Here is a 15,244-nt window from a genome sequence, read left to right as displayed (position 1 = left end):
CCGGCTTTTGATTTCCGCGCGGCGGTATAGTTTGGCAAAATGACAGCAGGAGGAATTGGTCATGAACCGTCGCGACTTTCTTTTGAGCGGTGCCGCGGCCATAGGCGTCGTCGGGGCTGTGGCAACGATGCTGCGCATGGGCGATCCGCAGGCTGCGCGGGCGGCCGAGACGTTCGAGATCACCAAGACCGACGCCGAATGGAAAGCCATTCTGTCGCCGGCCGCCTTCGACGTGCTGCGCAAGGAAGGCACGGAATATCCCGGCACCAGCCCGCTGCTCAACGAACACCGCAAGGGCATTTTTGCCTGTGCCGGCTGCGACCTGCCGGTCTATTCGTCCGAGACGAAATTCGATTCCGGCACCGGCTGGCCGAGCTTCTGGCAGGAGATCCCCAAGGCCATCGGCACGACCGTCGACCGGTCACTCGCCATGACCCGCACCGAGGTGCATTGTCGCCGTTGCGGCGGCCATCTCGGCCATGTCTTCGACGACGGCCCGGCGCCGACCGGCCTGCGCCATTGCATCAACGGCGTGGCGCTGACCTTCAAGCCCGCCACGGCCTGACAAGATCCAACTCCGATATGAAAAAACTCCGGGCTTATGCGGCCCGGAGTTTTTTGCGCTGTCAGAGCCTTTCGGGCGTGGACTGGAGGAGCTTCCCGAAACCGCTGCCCACGTTACACTTTTCCTGGAATTGCTCCGGTATCAGTGACCCCCACCGCCGCCACCCGCCGCGGCCGGCTTGCGGATCAGCATGGTGAACAGGCCAAGCGTCGCAAACAGCACCGTCAGCATGAAGAACACGTCCATGAAGGACAGCAACGCCGCCTGCTGCTGGACCATGCCAGACAGCTTGGAGATCGCCGCACTTGTCGCGTCCAGGCCGGGCGTCTGCTCGAAATTGCGCGTCATGTTCTGCAGCTTGGCCTGCGCCGCCTCACTGCCCCATTGCACATGTTCGGAGAGCCTTGCGTAGTGGAAGGCATTGCGGTCGATCAGCACGGTGTTGATCAGCGCGAGGCCAACCGCACCGCCGAGGTTGCGGGTGAGGTTGAACAGGCCTGACGCATTCTTCAGCCGCTCGGGCGGCAACGTGCCGAGCGCGATGTTGTTGATCGGCACCATGCACAGCATCATCGAACAGCCGCGCAATATCTGCGGGATGAGCAGCTCATAGAAATCCCAATCGGCAGTCAGATGCGTCATCCACCAGGTGCCGGTGGCGAAGCCGAAGAAGCCGACCATCATCATCAGGCGCGGGTCCATCTTGTTCGACAGGATGCCCGATATCGGCGCGGTGAAGAACATGGCTAGGCCGCTGACGAACAGCGCCTCGCCGATCATCATCGAATCGTAACCGCGGATGCGGCCGAGGAAAACCGGGTAGAGATAGGTCAGGCCGTAGAGGCCTATGCCGATGACGAAGGAGAACAGCGAGCCGAAGGCGAAGTTGATGTTGGTGAACGCCTTCAGGTCGACGATCGGCTCCTCGGCGGTGAACACGCGCCAGAAGAACAGCACCCCGCCAATGGTCATGACAATGGCGCAGATGAACACGCCCTGGTCCTGCAGCCAGTCATTGTTGGGGCCTTCCTCGAGCACATACTCCATGCAGCCCAGGAAGGCCGCCATGCCGGCGAGGCCCCACCAGTCGAACTTGCTGAACAGCTTGAGGTTGGGCTTGTCGAAGTCGATCAGCGTCCAGGCAGCCGTCGTCACCAGGATGCCGGGCACGACGTTGACCAGGAACAGCCAATGCCAGGACATGGCATGGCTGATATAGCCGCCGACGGTCGGGCCAATGGTTGGCGCAAGCGTGGCCACAAGGCCGATCATCGGCGACACGACGGCGCGGCGCGAGGGCGGGAAGATGGTGAAGGCGGCGGCAAAGACACTCGGGATCATGCCGCCGCCGATGAAGCCCTGGACGGCGCGGTAGACAATCATCTGGTCGATGTTGGTGGCGGTCGCCGCCAGCGCACTGGCCGCGGTGAAGCCCGCCGCCGAAATCGTGAACAGCACGCGCGTCGACAGCATCCGGCTGAGGAAGCCCGACAGCGGGATCATCACCACCTCTGCGATCAGATAGGCGGTCTGCACCCACGGGATCTCGTCGGAGCTGGCGCTCAGGCCGGCCTGGATCTCGGCCAGCGAGGCGGAGACGATCTGGATGTCCAGGATGGCCATGAACATGCCGAACACCATCGCCAGGAAGGCGATGACGCGCCGCGTCGAAATGGTGTCGGGCACCGCCGGCCTCGCCGGTGGCGCTCCTGCTGTCAGGGTTGCGGTTGCCATGGCATTGCTCCCCGGCCGCCGCTCAGTTCGACGCGGCCGCTGACGCCGACCCGGATGGGGCGGTGCGGCTGTCGACAGCGACGACGACGCTCAGGCCGGCACGCAGCTTGCCGCTCTTCAGAGAGTCGGCAGGCACGTCGATGCGAACGGGGACGCGCTGCACGACCTTGGTGAAGTTGCCGGTGGCGTTTTCGGGCGGCAGCAGCGAGAACACGGCGCCCGAGGCCGGTGCCAGCGACGAGACGGTTCCCTCGAAATCCTGACCGTCGGTCGCATCGACCGAGATCTTGACCTTCTCGCCAGGCACCAGCCGGGCAAGCTGCGTCTCCTTGAAGTTGGCGACGATGTAGAGCTTGTCCATCGGCACGATGACGGCGAGCTTCTGGCCGGGGCTGACGAGATCGCCCTGCTCGACCGAGCGGTTGCCGACGACGCCGTCATAAGGCGCCTTGAGCACGGTGAAGGAAAGATCGCGCAGGGCCTTGTCGTGGCTGAGCTGCAAGGACGCCAGCGTGCTCGCAGATTCCGCGCGCTGCGCCTGCAGCACGCCGATATTGGCTTGCGCGGCGGCGACCTGCGCGTCGGCGCCGACAAGGGCGGCATCGGCCTGCTGGACCGCCGTCTGGGCGTCGTCCAGCTGCGCCTGCGTGCCGACATGCGTCTTGAGCAGTTGCGAGGCGCGCGCCGCGATCTTGACCGCATTGTCGGCGGCAGCCTGGTCGGCGACCTTCTGCGCCTGCGCCTGCTGCAGCGAGGCGCGCGCTGCTTCGGTCTGGGCATCGATGCGATCGAGCGTCTTGCTCAAGGTGGCGATCTGCGCCTCGGCCTGGGCGACGGCGATCTTATAGTCACCGTCATCGACGACGAGCAGCGGATCGCCGGCCTTGACCAGCTGGTTCTCGCTTACCTTGACCTGATCGACATAGCCGGAAATCTTTGGCGAGATGAACGCCATGTCGGCCTGGACATAGGCATCGTCCGTCGAGATCATGAAGCGGCCCGTGGTCCAGTAGTCGTAGCCGTACCAGGCGCCGGCGCTCAGCAAGGCAACGCCGATGATCGGCAGCAGCAAGGAGCGTACCGAGCGCTTCTTCTTGGCCGGAGCCTCCACCGGCGGCGGCGAGACGGGCTGCACAGGCACTTCCGGTGCTTCCGTTGCGGGCGCGACCTTGGCGTTGGGGAAAGGACGGACTTCTGCTGATGTTGGCGCGTTCGAGGACATGACATCTCTCTAAAGTAATAATACTGAACCGTTCGGTTCGATCCGGCCGTTGACATAGCGCGTAAAGAGGACCATATCAAGGGTAATCGAACCGGTTGGTTCGAATTATTTTCGAGGTGTGACCTTTATGGCCGAGACTCCGCCCAACGTCGAAAACGAGTCGTGCGACGACCTGTTGGAAAGCTTGCGTCGTGGCCGCCCGGCTGCGGGGCAGGATCCGGTCAAGCGCAGCCAGATCATCGACGGCGCCCGTCGTGTCTTCATCGACAAGGGCTTCGAGGCCGCCTCGATGAACGACATCACCCGCGAGGCCGGCGTCTCCAAGGGCACGATCTATGTCTACTTCGCCAACAAGGAAGAGCTGTTCGAGGCGCTGATCGAGGAAGAGCGCGGCACCATCTTCAAGAACATGTATGATGTGCTCGACCGCGCCGACCACCTGCGCGAGACGCTGGTCAAGTTCGGCAAGGTGCTGTCCCTCAAGATCACGTCGGCCAAGGTCATCCAGGCGCAGCGCACGGTGATAGGCGCATCCGACCGGATACCCGATATGGGCGCGCGTTTTTACGAACGCGGTCCCAAACGCGGCCACGACAAGATGGTGGCCTTCCTGAACGCCGCCATCGATCGCGGCCTGCTGCGCATCGACGATGTCGACCTCGCTGCCTATCAGTTCACCGATCTTTGCCTTGCCGGTCTTTTCCGCCAGTGCATCTTTGCCTACCGCACCAAGGCCCCGAGCCAGGACGAGATCGACCACATCGTCCGATCGGGGGTCAGAATGTTCCTGTTGGCCTACGGCACCGAAAGGCTTGCCGAGGAAGAAAGCCACCAATTGATAGCAATCGAGGCGAAGCGTTAGCCAGCGCCTTCTTACCCGCCATTCGCCGCTAGCACGATCGCGGCCTGCAATTCCTGCAGGCCCTCGGCCTTCTCCGAGGACGTGGCCAGAACGAATGGGAACGCCGCCGGCCGCTTCTTGATCTTTGCCAGCGTTTCCTCGATCAGCTGCGGCACGCCGGCAGCCTTGATCTTGTCGGTCTTGGTCAGCACGATCTGGTAGGATACCGCCGCCTTGTCGAGCAGCGACAGCACTTCGTCGTCCTTGGCCTTGATGCCGTGGCGGGCGTCGATCAGCACATAGACGCGCTTCAGCGTCACGCGGCCCTTGAGATAGTCGAAGACCAGCTTGGTCCACTCGTCGACCTTCTCCTTCGGCGCGGTGGCGTAGCCGTAGCCCGGCATGTCGACCAGCGCCAAGGGCGGCAGGTCGGCGCCCTCACCCGAAAATCCGTCCGGCACGAAATAGTTGAGCTCCTGCGTGCGCCCCGGCGTGTTGGAGGTGCGGGCCAGCCCCTTCTGGTTGACCAGCGCGTTGATTAGCGACGATTTGCCGACATTCGAGCGGCCGGCAAAGGCGATTTCCGGCGGTCCTTCCGGCGGCAGGAACTTCATCGCCGGCACGCCGCGGATGAAGATCCACCCCCGCGTGAACAGTTCGGGGCCGATCGTGCTGCTGTTCAGAGCGTTCAAGCTGCTGCCTCCAGAAGAGAAATATTGGCACCCCGGATAGCATCGAGGTTGCGGCTGACCTTGTCCACCGGCCAGTCCCACCATGCCACCGCCAGCAGCCGCCGGACCGTGCGGTCGTCGAAACGCGCCTTCACCAGCTTGGCGGGGTTGCCGGCGACGATCGCATAGGGCGGCACGTCGTGCGTCACCACCGATTTCGCGGCAATGATGGCGCCGTGGCCGATTTCCACCCCGGGCAGGATCACCGCCTCCATGCCGATCCAGACGTCGTTGCCGACCACCGTGTCGCCGCGCACTTCCTTCGACCATGTCGCCGGGTCAAAACCCTTTTCCCAGCCATGGCCGAAAATATTGAACGGATAGGTCGAAAAGCCGGACATGGCATGGTTGGCGCCGTTCATGATGAAGCGCGCGCCCTCGGCGATGGCGCAGAACCGGCCGATGATCAGTTTGTCGCCGATGAATGGATAGTGGTGCAGCACGCATTTTTCGGCGAATTTGTCCGGCCCGTCCGGGTCGTCATAGTAGGTGAAGTCGCCGATCTCGATGTTCGGTGCGTTCACCAGTGCCTTGAGGAAGCCGACGCGGGTATGCATCGCAATCGGGTGCTTGATGTCTGGGTTGGGTCCGTCCATGTCGAAATCCGTCAGAGAAATGGCCGCCAGGCGTATCCGAAACCCGCATGCGCCTGCTCAAAAATAGCGTGATCCGCCCTATAGCACCAATCGGCTGACGAGCGAGCTTTCCTTGGCGGCTTTGCTCATTTGCTGCCGCGGGACCTTCCATGAGCAAGAGAACCGGGGTCCCATGGAGGCCTACAGGACCCCGGTCTGCCGTTACGGCCTCCCAAACACCGGCGCCTTTGCGCCGGAAGCCGTCTTGGCATGGGCATTTTGCCCGCGTCGCGAAAACGCGTGATCCGCAACGATACAAGATCCAGGCCTCCGCAGGGCATGCCGCGGGATGGCAACGTGCAATTACGGGGCGCGGCGAGCCAAGGTTTCGCCGAGGAGCGGAAATGGATCGAATGGGATGTCCTGCCAACGAAAAAGCCCCACGCGAGGTGGGGCTTTGACGGCTGGAGAAAGCTCAGGGCCTTCTATTCCGCCGGCGACGGCTTTTTTCGGAACAGCGCGACCAGATTGTCCCACAGCTCGATCTTGGCGCCCTGGCGCTTCATGATCACCCCCTGCTGGAGGATAGACAGCGTGTTGTTCCAGGCCCAGTAGATGACCAGGCCGGCCGGGAAACCCGCCATCATGAAGGTGAAGATGACAGGCATCCAGGTGAAGATCGCCGCCTGCGTCGGGTCCGGCGGCGTCGGGTTCATGCGCATCTGCAGGAACATGGTGACGCCCATGATCAGCGGCCAGACACCGATCATCAGCATGTGCGGCAGGGTGACCGGGATAAGGCCGAACAGATTGAACAGCGATGTCGGATCGGGTGCGGCCAGATCCTGGATCCAGCCGAAGAACGGCGCGTGCCGCATCTCGATGGTGATGTAGAGCACCTTGTAGAGCGAGAAGAAGACCGGAATCTGCAGCGCCACCGGCCAGCAGCCGGCAAGCGGGTTGATCTTCTCGGTCTTGTACAGCTCCATCATCGCCTGCTGCTGCTTCATCTTGTCGTCCGCGTATTTCTCGCGGATCTCGAGCATCTTGGGCTGCACTTTCTTCATGTTCGCCATCGACGCGTAGGACTTGTTGGCGAGCGGGAAGAAGATGGCCTTGACGATGACGGTGGTGGCAAGGATCGCCAGGCCGAAATTGCCGAAGAATTTGTAGAGCGTGTCGATCAGCCAGAACATCGGCTTGGTGATGAAGTGGAACCAGCCCCAATCGATCAGGAGATCGAACCGCTTGATGTGACGGTCTTCCGCATAGGCGTTGATCTTGGCGACTTCCTTGGCGCCCGCAAAGATTTCGCTCTCCACCGTCGCCGACTGGCCGGCATCGACGGTGATCGGGTCGGTCAGGAAGTCGGACTGGTAGCGATGGCGGCCGTCCTCGAAATAGGCGTAGCGCGGCTGGAACGGCTGCTTCTCGGTCGGCACCAGCGTCACCGCCCAGTATTTGTCGGTGATGCCGAGCCAGCCGTCGGTCGACTTGCCTGGCGTGAACTGCTTGTCCTTCTCGATGGACGCGTATTTGTGCTCCTGCAGGCCTTCGGTGCCGGTGAAGCCGATCAGGCCCTCATGCAGCACATAGGTGCTGGCGACGGCCGGCTTGTCGAAACGGGTGACGCGGCCGTAATTGGACAGCGAGACGGCGGCCGTGCCCGCATTCTGCACCGTGTCTGACACCGTGAACATGTAGTTGGTGTCGACGGAAAAGGTGCGCTTGAAGGTCAGGCCCTTGTCGTTCGAATAGGTCAGCGTGACCGGGGTTGTCGGCGTCAGCGTCGCATTGCCGTCGACGGCCCACACGGTCTCCGGACCGGGCACCGCGCCGGTCTTGTCGTTACCGACGAAGCCGATCTCGGCATAGTAGCCATTGGGCAGTGCCGCCGGGTTGAGCAGGCTGATCTCGGGCGAGTTCTTGTCGACCGTCTCGGTGTAGTGCTTGAGCTTGAGGTCGTCGAGGCGGGCGCCAGTCAGGTTGATCGAACCTTCCAGGCTTGGCGTATCGATCTTGGCGCGGGTCGTGGTGGCGAGCGCCTGTTCGCGGCCGGCCGGCGTGACGGCATCGGTGCCCGGTGCATTCGGAATGGCGCCAGGTGCGGCAGGCGTTCCGGTGTCGGTGCCGGGATTTGTGCCGGCGGCCTTCTTCTGCTCCTCGACGCGCTGCTGTTCGATGCGGGCCGCCTCGCGTTGCTGCTCGCTGCGCGGCAAGACATAAAAATATTGCCATACCGCCAGGATCAGCACCGACAGCGCGATGGTGATGAAGAAGTTCCGGTTGTTTTCCATCGAAAGCCCTTGGCCTATCGTGTTCCGCGCAGTCGGCGGGAGAGTTCGGCCTTCAACTGGCCGAACGGAATGGTCAGCACGTCTTCGCGCCCGACGATGACATAGTCATTGCCAGGCGCCATGTCACTTGCCGCATGTGTACGAACGGCTTCTCGCAGCCGCCGCCGGACGCGGTTGCGGACAACCGCATTGCCGACCTTCTTGGTGACGGTGTAGCCGACGCGCGGCGACAGGCCGTCGCCGCGGTCGAGAACTTCGACGAGAAAAAGCCGCCCGCGTCGCTTTTCACCACGACGGACGGCCAGGAATTCCGCGCGCTTCAGAAGCCGCTTGGGATTTGGTCCCACTGGCTTGCCGGTTGCGGGCAACGATCTCGTCTTCCGTTCAGGCGCTGAGCCGCTTGCGACCGCGGTTGCGGCGAGCTGCGACGACGCCGCGACCACCCTTGGTGGCCATGCGGGCACGAAAGCCGTGCCGACGTTTGCGGACGAGTTTAGACGGTTGGTAGGTACGCTTCATTTGTTTTAATACCGCGGGGTGCGGCCCTTCTTGATTCTGTCACTGTGTAACAGGAGCTTTGCCGGGCCGGCTTTGGCGCGATCGAAACCGCGCCGGGACGAATGGCCCGAGCGTGTGCGGGCTTATAGAAAGAAGGCTTTTGGAAGTCAATCCGGCGTCGTCGGGCCGAAATCCTTCGCCGTCAGGCCGGTCTATGTTTCCGACCAAAGGGTGAAATTGGCAAAAAGGCCGTAATCGCCTAATCTGCGTTGATCAAGTGATTGTGAAGACAGTAGCCGCATGAGCGAAACCATACAGGCACAGGAAGGGATCAGCACGGCGGGGTCCACCGAGGCGCCAGCCGCCGTGCGCACGGTGCCGCTGTCGCGCGGCCTGTCGACCAAGCTGCTGCTGCTCACCATCGTCTTCGTGCTTTTGGCCGAAGTGCTGATCTTCCTGCCCTGGATCGCCAGCTACCGGTTGAACTGGCTGAAGGAGCGGCTGAGCACAGCGGCGGCGGTGTCGATCGTGCTGGTGCAGGGTGAATCCACCTCTTTGTCGCGCACGGCCCAGAACGACGTGCTGATGGCGATCGGCGCCAAGGCGATCGCGGTGCGCGACGGCGGCGTCTCGCGGCTGCTGGTGGTGGCCGAAATGCCGCCGAAGGTCGACGAACACATCGATATCGCCTCGATCGGCATGATCAAGGGCATGACCGGCGCGCTCGACACGCTATTTTTCGGCGGCGACCGGATGCTGCGCGTCTTCGGCCCGGTCGGCGAGTCAGACAAGGAGTTCGAGCTGATCATGCCGGACAACAGCCTGCGCAACGCGATGCTGCGCTATTCGCGCAACGTCGCCTTCGTCTCGCTGCTGATCTCGCTGTTCACCGCAATGCTGGTCTATGCCGCGATCGACCTGATCATGATCGGGCCGATCCGAACGATGACGCGCTCGATGCTGTCCTTCTCCGAAGCGCCCGACGATCCCGGGCGCATCATCCATCCGGCCGCCCGCGCCGACGAGATCGGCGTTGCCGAGCGCGAGCTGTCGCAGATGCAGGAGCGGCTGCAAAAAATGCTCACCGAACAGAAGCACCTTGCCGATCTCGGGCTTGCGGTCTCCAAGATCAACCATGACATGCGCAATATCCTGGCCTCGGCGCAGCTGATGTCGGACCGTCTGCGCCAGGTCAAGGATCCGACCGTGCAGGCCTTCGCGCCGAAACTGCTGCGTGCGCTCGACCGTGCAGTGTCCTATTCCGAAGGCGTGCTGGCCTACGGCCGCACGCAGGAGCCGCCGCCCTCGCGCCGCCGGCTCCGGCTGCGCCAGCTGGTCGAGGACGTGCAGGGGCTGCTCGACATCGAGCAGGGCATCGAGTTCGTCAATTCCGTCGAGCCGAGCTTCGAGGTGGACGCCGATTCGGACCAGCTGTTCCGCGTGCTCACCAATCTGTGCCGGAATTCCGTGCAGGCGATGGCGGCAGACAGTGAAAGCGCCCTGGTGCGCCGGCTGGCGGTGTCGGCCGTGCGCCTGGGCAGCGTCAGCCGCATCGCAGTCAGCGACACCGGCCCCGGCCTACCACCCAAGGCGCGGGAAAACCTGTTCGCGGCGTTTCGCGGCTCGGCCCGCAGCGGCGGCACCGGCCTTGGCCTGGCGATCGCGCACGAACTGATCCGCGCGCATGGCGGCGCGGTGGAACTGGTCGAGAGCATTGGCGGGCGCACCACATTCGCGGTCACCATCCCCGACCAGCCGGTGCGGCTCGACCAGGCCCGCAACGGCCTGCGCCGCCCGGCGTGATGGTTCGTGCGCTGTTTTGCCCGGTGCTTTTCCGTTTCCAGATCGATGCTTCTTCCCTGGAGGAAACCGACCTCGGCTCGGAGCCGTTTCGAAGCGCCGGGATCCGAGCCGTTTTCGTCGGCCAAGGCACTTGAGACAAAACTTTTGCCGGATCGACTTGCTTTTCGGAAATTCAGTCGCTAGGGAACACGTCTCGTCGCGACCGGTCGTTCACGATCGGATCGCGGGGTCATGGAAAGCATGGCCTGTTGCGCGCCCGTAGCTCAGCTGGATAGAGCACCAGACTACGAATCTGGGGGTCAGGAGTTCGAATCTCTTCGGGCGCGCCATTACAAATCATTGAAATCGTTATCATTGTTCGCGATCGGCTGACTGCGGCACCGGCTGAATGTTGGGAATTCAGCCGGTTTTGGAAGAACGGACATTCCTTCGAGTGATATCGCAGCTTGGCGTATACGCGGCCGGGAGGAAGAGAAGCATGCCGTCGTGATTCCCTAGAGAGGTCGCGTTCGCATGACCGTGATGCCGAGCTCGCCCTGAATGCGTTTCAATTCTTGCTGCATCTGGTCGCGGAGCCTTCGATCGAGGGCGCCAAGCGGTTCGTCCATGAGCAGGAGGTCGGGGCCGAAGACGAGAGCGCGGGCAGGCGTTCCAGGTCGACCGACTTCACCTCGCTGCCGTCCTGTTCACGCTGGCCACGGCGCTGCGCCTGCTCGTTATCGTCCAACTCGCGCTCGATCCGGCCGGTGGCGCGGTGAACGAGATTGACGGTCGACCACAGCAGGTCGTCGAGGTCGGGCTCGAGGCGCGTGTCGCTCATGCTCACGATCAGGGCGTCGAAGATGTCGGCGATGGCGCCGGCGACGATGTTGCCTTCGGGGGGTGGTCGCGGGTCGGCTTCGTCCTGGACACGCCGCACCCGCACGTTTTGCTTCGACAAGGCCGCCATGTCGATGTGCCGCCCCCTGCGATACAACGAAAGCAAGATTGGGCAAGGCTTCGGCGATCTCGAGACTGCATCCGCGCGTCGCGCTTGTCATTAGAACACGCACCTCGGCGCGGTCGGGTTCTGGCAAGGTCGGAATTTCCTCAGGACCTGCCACGACGCGCAACAGGCCCAAGCCCTCCAGCCTCGGATAGGACATGCCTGCTAGCGCAGGTAAGGCAATGACTGGATGCATTCGTCCGGTGCCCGGCCGCGTTGTTTAGGATTGGAAGCGCACGCTATCGATCCCCCATTTCAACGGCAACCGACGACCGGGAACGGTCATAGCTTTTTGCTATATCGCCAGGCCTATAGTCGTTTACCTCTGAGGGATTCATGAGCCCATGCTAGGGACAAAGGCGAACACAGTCGACGATCGTTCCATTCGCTTTTTAGTAACTGCTAACTGAACCGAAACGACGATGCGATATTGATTCAAATTCGCGTTGTTGGGGCGTTCCATGCGTAAGCGTGCCGGCGGGGTCCGGCTGGAGTTTATCGAGCCGTCGATGCCGACCCTGGTGGAGAAGCCACCTGAGCCGGACGGATGATTCATGAGGTGAAGTTCTGCCTGCCCTTGGCACCAATGTTTAAGGAGCGCCCAACAGCCGGCCCATGAATATGCAGTCCCAATACATGCTGTCTTCCCAGGGTTTGGTTGACATTTCTCGTTCCCATGACCACTGAAATTTAGTTCGGGAGGGCTTGGCGCTCGATGGACATTCGTCCATCACCAACTTGGTAGTTTTTGTGGTATCCGCACCGGCAAGGTACTGAAAGAATGGGTTCAGAGGCTCTCGCGCCGCTAAGATAGCGCCTCCCGCTCTTACCACGTCGGCGCTGTAGCCCAGCCGCTCAAGTATGAACAGGTCGACGGCCGCAAGGTGGAGCGGATATCCCAGGTCATTCACTACGGCGGATCCGCTGGCATAGGCTGCGACTTTCCCCTCCAGCTGCGACGTCGTGAAGAAAAAGTCAGGGACGTCGAGCTTCAGCAGTTTGAGCGCGGCGCCGCACACGTCCGCGTTTGCGACAGAAAGCCTTTTTCCGGCGAGTTGAAAGGTGACGCACGTCCACGGTCTGAAGGTGCATCTGAGATCGCTCGCGTCATCCGTGCATAGTCTCGGCCACCCGTATATTCTGCAGCCTCCGAAATCGACCAGGCATGGTCTATGTTGCATGATCCAGTTTGCATATGCCGCCAGTCGGCTTGGATCGGTTTTGGCCAGCGCGTAGAGCAGGGCGCCACGACTTTGATCCGCCGAAAATGAGACATCTACCCGCCCCGAGACGTATTCCATTCCAATCCGCCGGGGTGAACGCCACCATCGCCCGTCGCCGTCCTGCGAATTGAGAACCGCGTCGCAGCCAGCCTGCTCTCCAACCGAACACAACAAGCCGTTGAAGAGAGTCATATCCCCATCGTCACAAGTCGTTGGCGGGTATCCCATCAATGACTGTTCTTTGGATGGGAAGGCCTTGCCCGATACGTCTTTGCAGACGAACGCTTCCTTGCGCCAAAATGCCATGCGCTCAACTAGCGTATCAGCCAACGTCGGACTGGTCAGGCCAAGATACAAGATCGCTCCAAGAATGGCCATCAACCTCTGCATGATCGAACCCTCCAGCGACAAAATTAGGAATTGCTAATTGAGCATAAATAAGAACTATTGTATATCAGTCCGACCAAGAATTGCTTGATCGAGGTCCCGCTCCACGGTGCGGGCTACAGGGTTTGGAGCAAAGCATGGGACCCCTTGCAAGGAATCTGAGAACTCCCTTGGTCATCCTTCTCTCGTTAGCTACAATTCTGACTTTTCTTTTGTCAGGAGAGCCGGCTTTCAGTCAGCAATTCAAGTATCCAAAGGATGACCTGATCGTTCTTGTGCGCGCAGGTGGTCTTCTTGGATTGCTGGATGAGTTGGCCGGAACGCGCTACGAGGCATTATACCATAATAATGGGACATTATGTTCCACACCGCATGTGACAGCAAGCTTACCTGATTTCTCTATTCCACGGCATACCAGATTTGATCTGAGGCGAGGCACAACGAACACGACAATCTCGATGGCCACCGGTGTTAATATTGAAGCAGCACATTGCACTTTCAAAACGATCAAAGTCGGCGCTGGTTGCGTGACGTCAGACATAAATTTGGTGGGACCCGTAGGGCAACCTATATTCTTTTTCGCCATCTGCTACTTGAATGTTGACAACTGGTTCTTCGTCGAATTCCCCGTTCCGGTCACAATTCCGCAGCTCGTGAGCGTGCCCAAAGATTTCTCTGTCAAATTGCCGAACGTCCTGACACGAGGGAACCTCAGCATCAACATATCATTCGGAGAATATGATGGGTCCAAGTGGGTAAAGTTGAAACCCCCTTACGACAAGAATAAAATATGGCCTGTTTCAGGAGACATTGGATTTACTAATTACATAACGGGTGGAAATCCGGCCAGTGGGATCGTCGACGAGACACGAGGCAGTATATTAGTCGCCAAAGCATCCGCTACTCATCCGAGATTCTTCAACACGACCGCAGATCCAAAGGAGGCGTATAGCGGAATAAGGGGACTTAACAGCATATTTTTTGACGATCCTTACGCTATCGCCGGGATCAGAATATTCGAGACATTAATAGCTCCCCCATCCATATCATCTCCCAGCGACCCGCGTTATGGTCTGATTGGGGGCCTTTTTCCTCTGATCGTGGACGGCAAGTTCAAAGTCCCTGGAGGAGACACGCTGACGTTCAACGTTGTCTTCGGCTCGTTTACCTTCTCAATTCCCGGCTCGCCCGCAAATCCCCGTGCGGCCCTTTCGATCGAGAGCTTTTCGGTCGAGGATAGCAGCGGAAAGCCATTGGCTGCGTCTTGGGCAGGAACTCCAAGCGCGTCCATAAATCTGCCAAGAGTGAAAGCAACCGGAGACGTTAGCGTCAAGCTAGGTGGCCTTAAGGCCGCACTTAATGTGAAGTTGTCGGACGGAAGCTCAGTTCGTCTTTCGCTGGGCTCGGCTCTCCGATCTGCGATCAATGTCGCTCTGCCGAAGATTGCAAATGTGGCTCCTGGCCTGACGCTGGGTTTGCCGAACTGCATGGAAATGGGCGACGACAGGTTCGAGGCACTCATGCCCTGTGCCGGCGGCAAGACCAGGGGGTTGATGGCAAAGACCGGTGGCCCAGGGCCAATCAACCTTTCAGTTGATTTCTCCAAAACCTCGATTTCCATGCCTCCCGGAGAATTCCGATTGGACTTTGAGGAAAAATGCGTTCCCACGACTAATCCACGGACGGAGTGCTAGCGGCGAGCCACCTAGCTTGCCTCGACCTTGGCGTTTTCCTTTTGCGTAATGTTGTCGGCTGCGATTAGGCATGCGCGCCAGCGACGGTGAAGGACGGATCGTAGCGTCCACACGCCACCAGCATCGGCGGCCGGTGCACACGCAGCCGGGCCTGCCAGACCGGATAGGCGGCGACATTGCTTGGATAGTCGTAGAACAGGTCCCACTGGATGCGGCCCTGTCCCGGACACGAGAGCATCGCGGCCTCGCCGGTCCAGATGTCCGGATTGTATCGTTCAGGCCTGGGGCTGCAGCCGACATGGCGTTGCCGCGCGCCCTTGATCGAGGTGAAAGTGGATATCACTTTTTCCTCGTGCGCAGCCCGGTCCAGCCAGAAGGCCTTGCGCGCCTCCCATAATGGTCCGAGGCCTTCTTCATACGACACGGCATTCTGGATGATGATCGCTAGCACGCGTTCGGGATGGCGCATAGCCAGCCGCATCCCGATCGGGCCGCCATAATCCTGCTGGAGGAGGACGTAACGCTCAAGGCCAAGCGCCTCGACGAATCCCTCGATTACCTCGGCCAGATGGTCGAAGGTGTAAGCGAAACTGTCCTGCGAGGGCGCATCGCTATGGCCAAAACCAGGATAGTCGGGCGCAACGAGGTGATAGCGGTCGGCAAGCAGCGGCAGCAGCGTATCGTACATG

The 15,244-nt window shown here is 60.9% G+C and carries 13 protein-coding genes, 1 tRNA gene and 2 pseudogenes; 5 read left to right on the top strand and 11 right to left on the bottom strand.

Annotation, left to right across the window (positions count from 1 at the left end; translation table 11 throughout):
• The first annotated feature begins 61 nt into the window (after positions 1-61).
• Positions 62-565, top strand: coding sequence for a peptide-methionine (R)-S-oxide reductase MsrB (gene msrB, locus ACSQ3L_RS03460; protein ID WP_436158661.1), 504 nt, complete (start codon positions 62-64; stop codon positions 563-565).
• A gap of 141 nt (positions 566-706) precedes the next feature.
• On the opposite strand, the gene ACSQ3L_RS03455 is transcribed toward msrB, so the two are convergent.
• Both ACSQ3L_RS03455 and ACSQ3L_RS03450 read right to left on the bottom strand, forming a co-directional pair.
• Positions 707-2,299, bottom strand: a complete 1,593-nt coding sequence (locus tag ACSQ3L_RS03455) for a DHA2 family efflux MFS transporter permease subunit (protein ID WP_436158660.1) — start codon at positions 2,297-2,299, stop codon at positions 707-709.
• 22 nt (positions 2,300-2,321) lie between these two features.
• Positions 2,322-3,521: an HlyD family secretion protein gene (locus ACSQ3L_RS03450; RefSeq protein ID WP_436158659.1), complete on the bottom strand. Its 1,200-nt coding sequence runs from the start codon at positions 3,519-3,521 to the stop codon at positions 2,322-2,324.
• A gap of 127 nt (positions 3,522-3,648) precedes the next feature.
• Here ACSQ3L_RS03450 and ACSQ3L_RS03445 point away from each other — a divergent pair, with 127 nt between their 5' ends.
• Positions 3,649-4,383 carry a TetR/AcrR family transcriptional regulator gene (locus ACSQ3L_RS03445; RefSeq protein WP_436158658.1) on the top strand — a complete coding sequence of 245 codons (735 nt, stop codon included), beginning with the start codon at positions 3,649-3,651 and terminating at the stop codon, positions 4,381-4,383.
• Between the two features lie 11 nt (positions 4,384-4,394).
• Here the strand turns inward: ACSQ3L_RS03445 and yihA are convergent, their stop codons facing one another.
• The 5 genes from yihA to rpmH all read right to left on the bottom strand — a co-directional run bounded on the left by yihA (position 4,395) and on the right by rpmH (position 8,484).
• Positions 4,395-5,054 carry a ribosome biogenesis GTP-binding protein YihA/YsxC gene (yihA, locus tag ACSQ3L_RS03440; protein WP_436158657.1) on the bottom strand — a complete coding sequence of 220 codons (660 nt, stop codon included), beginning with the start codon at positions 5,052-5,054 and terminating at the stop codon, positions 4,395-4,397.
• Positions 5,051-5,689: a CatB-related O-acetyltransferase gene (locus ACSQ3L_RS03435; protein ID WP_436158656.1), complete on the bottom strand. Its 639-nt coding sequence runs from the start codon at positions 5,687-5,689 to the stop codon at positions 5,051-5,053. Before ACSQ3L_RS03435 ends, yihA begins: the two co-directional genes overlap by 4 nt.
• Before the next feature lie 464 nt (positions 5,690-6,153).
• Entirely contained in the window at positions 6,154-7,965 is a 1,812-nt protein-coding gene (yidC, locus tag ACSQ3L_RS03430) for a membrane protein insertase YidC (RefSeq protein ID WP_436158655.1), read from the bottom strand.
• Positions 7,966-7,979: 14 nt separating this feature from the next.
• Positions 7,980-8,333 carry a ribonuclease P protein component gene (gene rnpA, locus ACSQ3L_RS03425; RefSeq protein ID WP_091575737.1) on the bottom strand — a complete coding sequence of 118 codons (354 nt, stop codon included), beginning with the start codon at positions 8,331-8,333 and terminating at the stop codon, positions 7,980-7,982.
• Between the two features lie 16 nt (positions 8,334-8,349).
• Positions 8,350-8,484, bottom strand: coding sequence for a 50S ribosomal protein L34 (rpmH, locus tag ACSQ3L_RS03420; protein ID WP_008833937.1), 135 nt, complete (start codon positions 8,482-8,484; stop codon positions 8,350-8,352).
• 279 nt (positions 8,485-8,763) lie between these two features.
• Between rpmH and ACSQ3L_RS03415 the strand changes: the two genes are divergently transcribed.
• Together ACSQ3L_RS03415 and ACSQ3L_RS03410 are read left to right on the top strand one after the other, a co-directional pair.
• A complete protein-coding gene (locus ACSQ3L_RS03415) occupies positions 8,764-10,266 on the top strand; it encodes an ATP-binding protein (protein WP_436158654.1) in 1,503 nt (500 codons plus the stop codon).
• 252 nt (positions 10,267-10,518) lie between these two features.
• Positions 10,519-10,595, top strand: a tRNA-Arg gene (locus tag ACSQ3L_RS03410).
• 183 nt (positions 10,596-10,778) lie between these two features.
• Here the strand turns inward: ACSQ3L_RS03410 and ACSQ3L_RS03405 are convergent.
• The 3 genes and pseudogenes from ACSQ3L_RS03405 to ACSQ3L_RS03395 all read right to left on the bottom strand — a co-directional run.
• Positions 10,779-10,910 (bottom strand): annotated as a pseudogene (locus ACSQ3L_RS03405) (polyamine ABC transporter ATP-binding protein); the annotation flags it as partial.
• Positions 10,904-11,182 (bottom strand): annotated as a pseudogene (locus ACSQ3L_RS03400) (hypothetical protein); the annotation flags it as partial. The pseudogenes ACSQ3L_RS03400 and ACSQ3L_RS03405, both read right to left, overlap by 7 nt.
• Before the next feature lie 659 nt (positions 11,183-11,841).
• Positions 11,842-12,864 carry a hypothetical protein gene (locus tag ACSQ3L_RS03395; RefSeq protein WP_436158653.1) on the bottom strand — a complete coding sequence of 341 codons (1,023 nt, stop codon included), beginning with the start codon at positions 12,862-12,864 and terminating at the stop codon, positions 11,842-11,844.
• A gap of 134 nt (positions 12,865-12,998) precedes the next feature.
• Between ACSQ3L_RS03395 and ACSQ3L_RS03390 the strand changes: the two genes are divergently transcribed.
• Positions 12,999-14,555 carry a hypothetical protein gene (locus ACSQ3L_RS03390; protein ID WP_436158652.1) on the top strand — a complete coding sequence of 519 codons (1,557 nt, stop codon included), beginning with the start codon at positions 12,999-13,001 and terminating at the stop codon, positions 14,553-14,555.
• Between the two features lie 64 nt (positions 14,556-14,619).
• Here ACSQ3L_RS03390 and ACSQ3L_RS03385 read toward each other — a convergent pair whose 3' ends face one another.
• Complete coding sequence (locus ACSQ3L_RS03385) at positions 14,620-15,243, bottom strand: alpha/beta hydrolase (protein ID WP_436158651.1); 624 nt, start codon at positions 15,241-15,243, stop codon at positions 14,620-14,622.
• Between the last annotated feature and the right edge of the window lies 1 nt (position 15,244).

Origin of the sequence: Mesorhizobium sp. LjRoot246, assembly GCF_964254115.1 — a bacterium.
Taxonomy (GTDB): domain Bacteria; phylum Pseudomonadota; class Alphaproteobacteria; order Rhizobiales; family Rhizobiaceae; genus Mesorhizobium.
This window is presented reverse-complemented; position numbering and strand designations above follow the sequence as displayed.

Coding starts and splice junctions, on each gene's coding strand:
- ACSQ3L_RS03415 (WP_436158654.1), top strand. CDS start 8,764: ATGAGCGAAACCATACAGGCACAGGAAGGGATCAGCACGGCGGGGTCC.
- ACSQ3L_RS03390 (WP_436158652.1), top strand. CDS start 12,999: ATGGGACCCCTTGCAAGGAATCTGAGAACTCCCTTGGTCATCCTTCTC.
- rpmH (WP_008833937.1), bottom strand. CDS start 8,484: ATGAAGCGTACCTACCAACCGTCTAAACTCGTCCGCAAACGTCGGCAC.
- ACSQ3L_RS03450 (WP_436158659.1), bottom strand. CDS start 3,521: ATGTCCTCGAACGCGCCAACATCAGCAGAAGTCCGTCCTTTCCCCAAC.
- ACSQ3L_RS03455 (WP_436158660.1), bottom strand. CDS start 2,299: ATGGCAACCGCAACCCTGACAGCAGGAGCGCCACCGGCGAGGCCGGCG.
- ACSQ3L_RS03435 (WP_436158656.1), bottom strand. CDS start 5,689: ATGGACGGACCCAACCCAGACATCAAGCACCCGATTGCGATGCATACC.
- ACSQ3L_RS03445 (WP_436158658.1), top strand. CDS start 3,649: ATGGCCGAGACTCCGCCCAACGTCGAAAACGAGTCGTGCGACGACCTG.
- yidC (WP_436158655.1), bottom strand. CDS start 7,965: ATGGAAAACAACCGGAACTTCTTCATCACCATCGCGCTGTCGGTGCTG.
- ACSQ3L_RS03385 (WP_436158651.1), bottom strand. CDS start 15,243: ATGTACGATACGCTGCTGCCGCTGCTTGCCGACCGCTATCACCTCGTT.
- msrB (WP_436158661.1), top strand. CDS start 62: ATGAACCGTCGCGACTTTCTTTTGAGCGGTGCCGCGGCCATAGGCGTC.
- ACSQ3L_RS03395 (WP_436158653.1), bottom strand. CDS start 12,864: ATGCAGAGGTTGATGGCCATTCTTGGAGCGATCTTGTATCTTGGCCTG.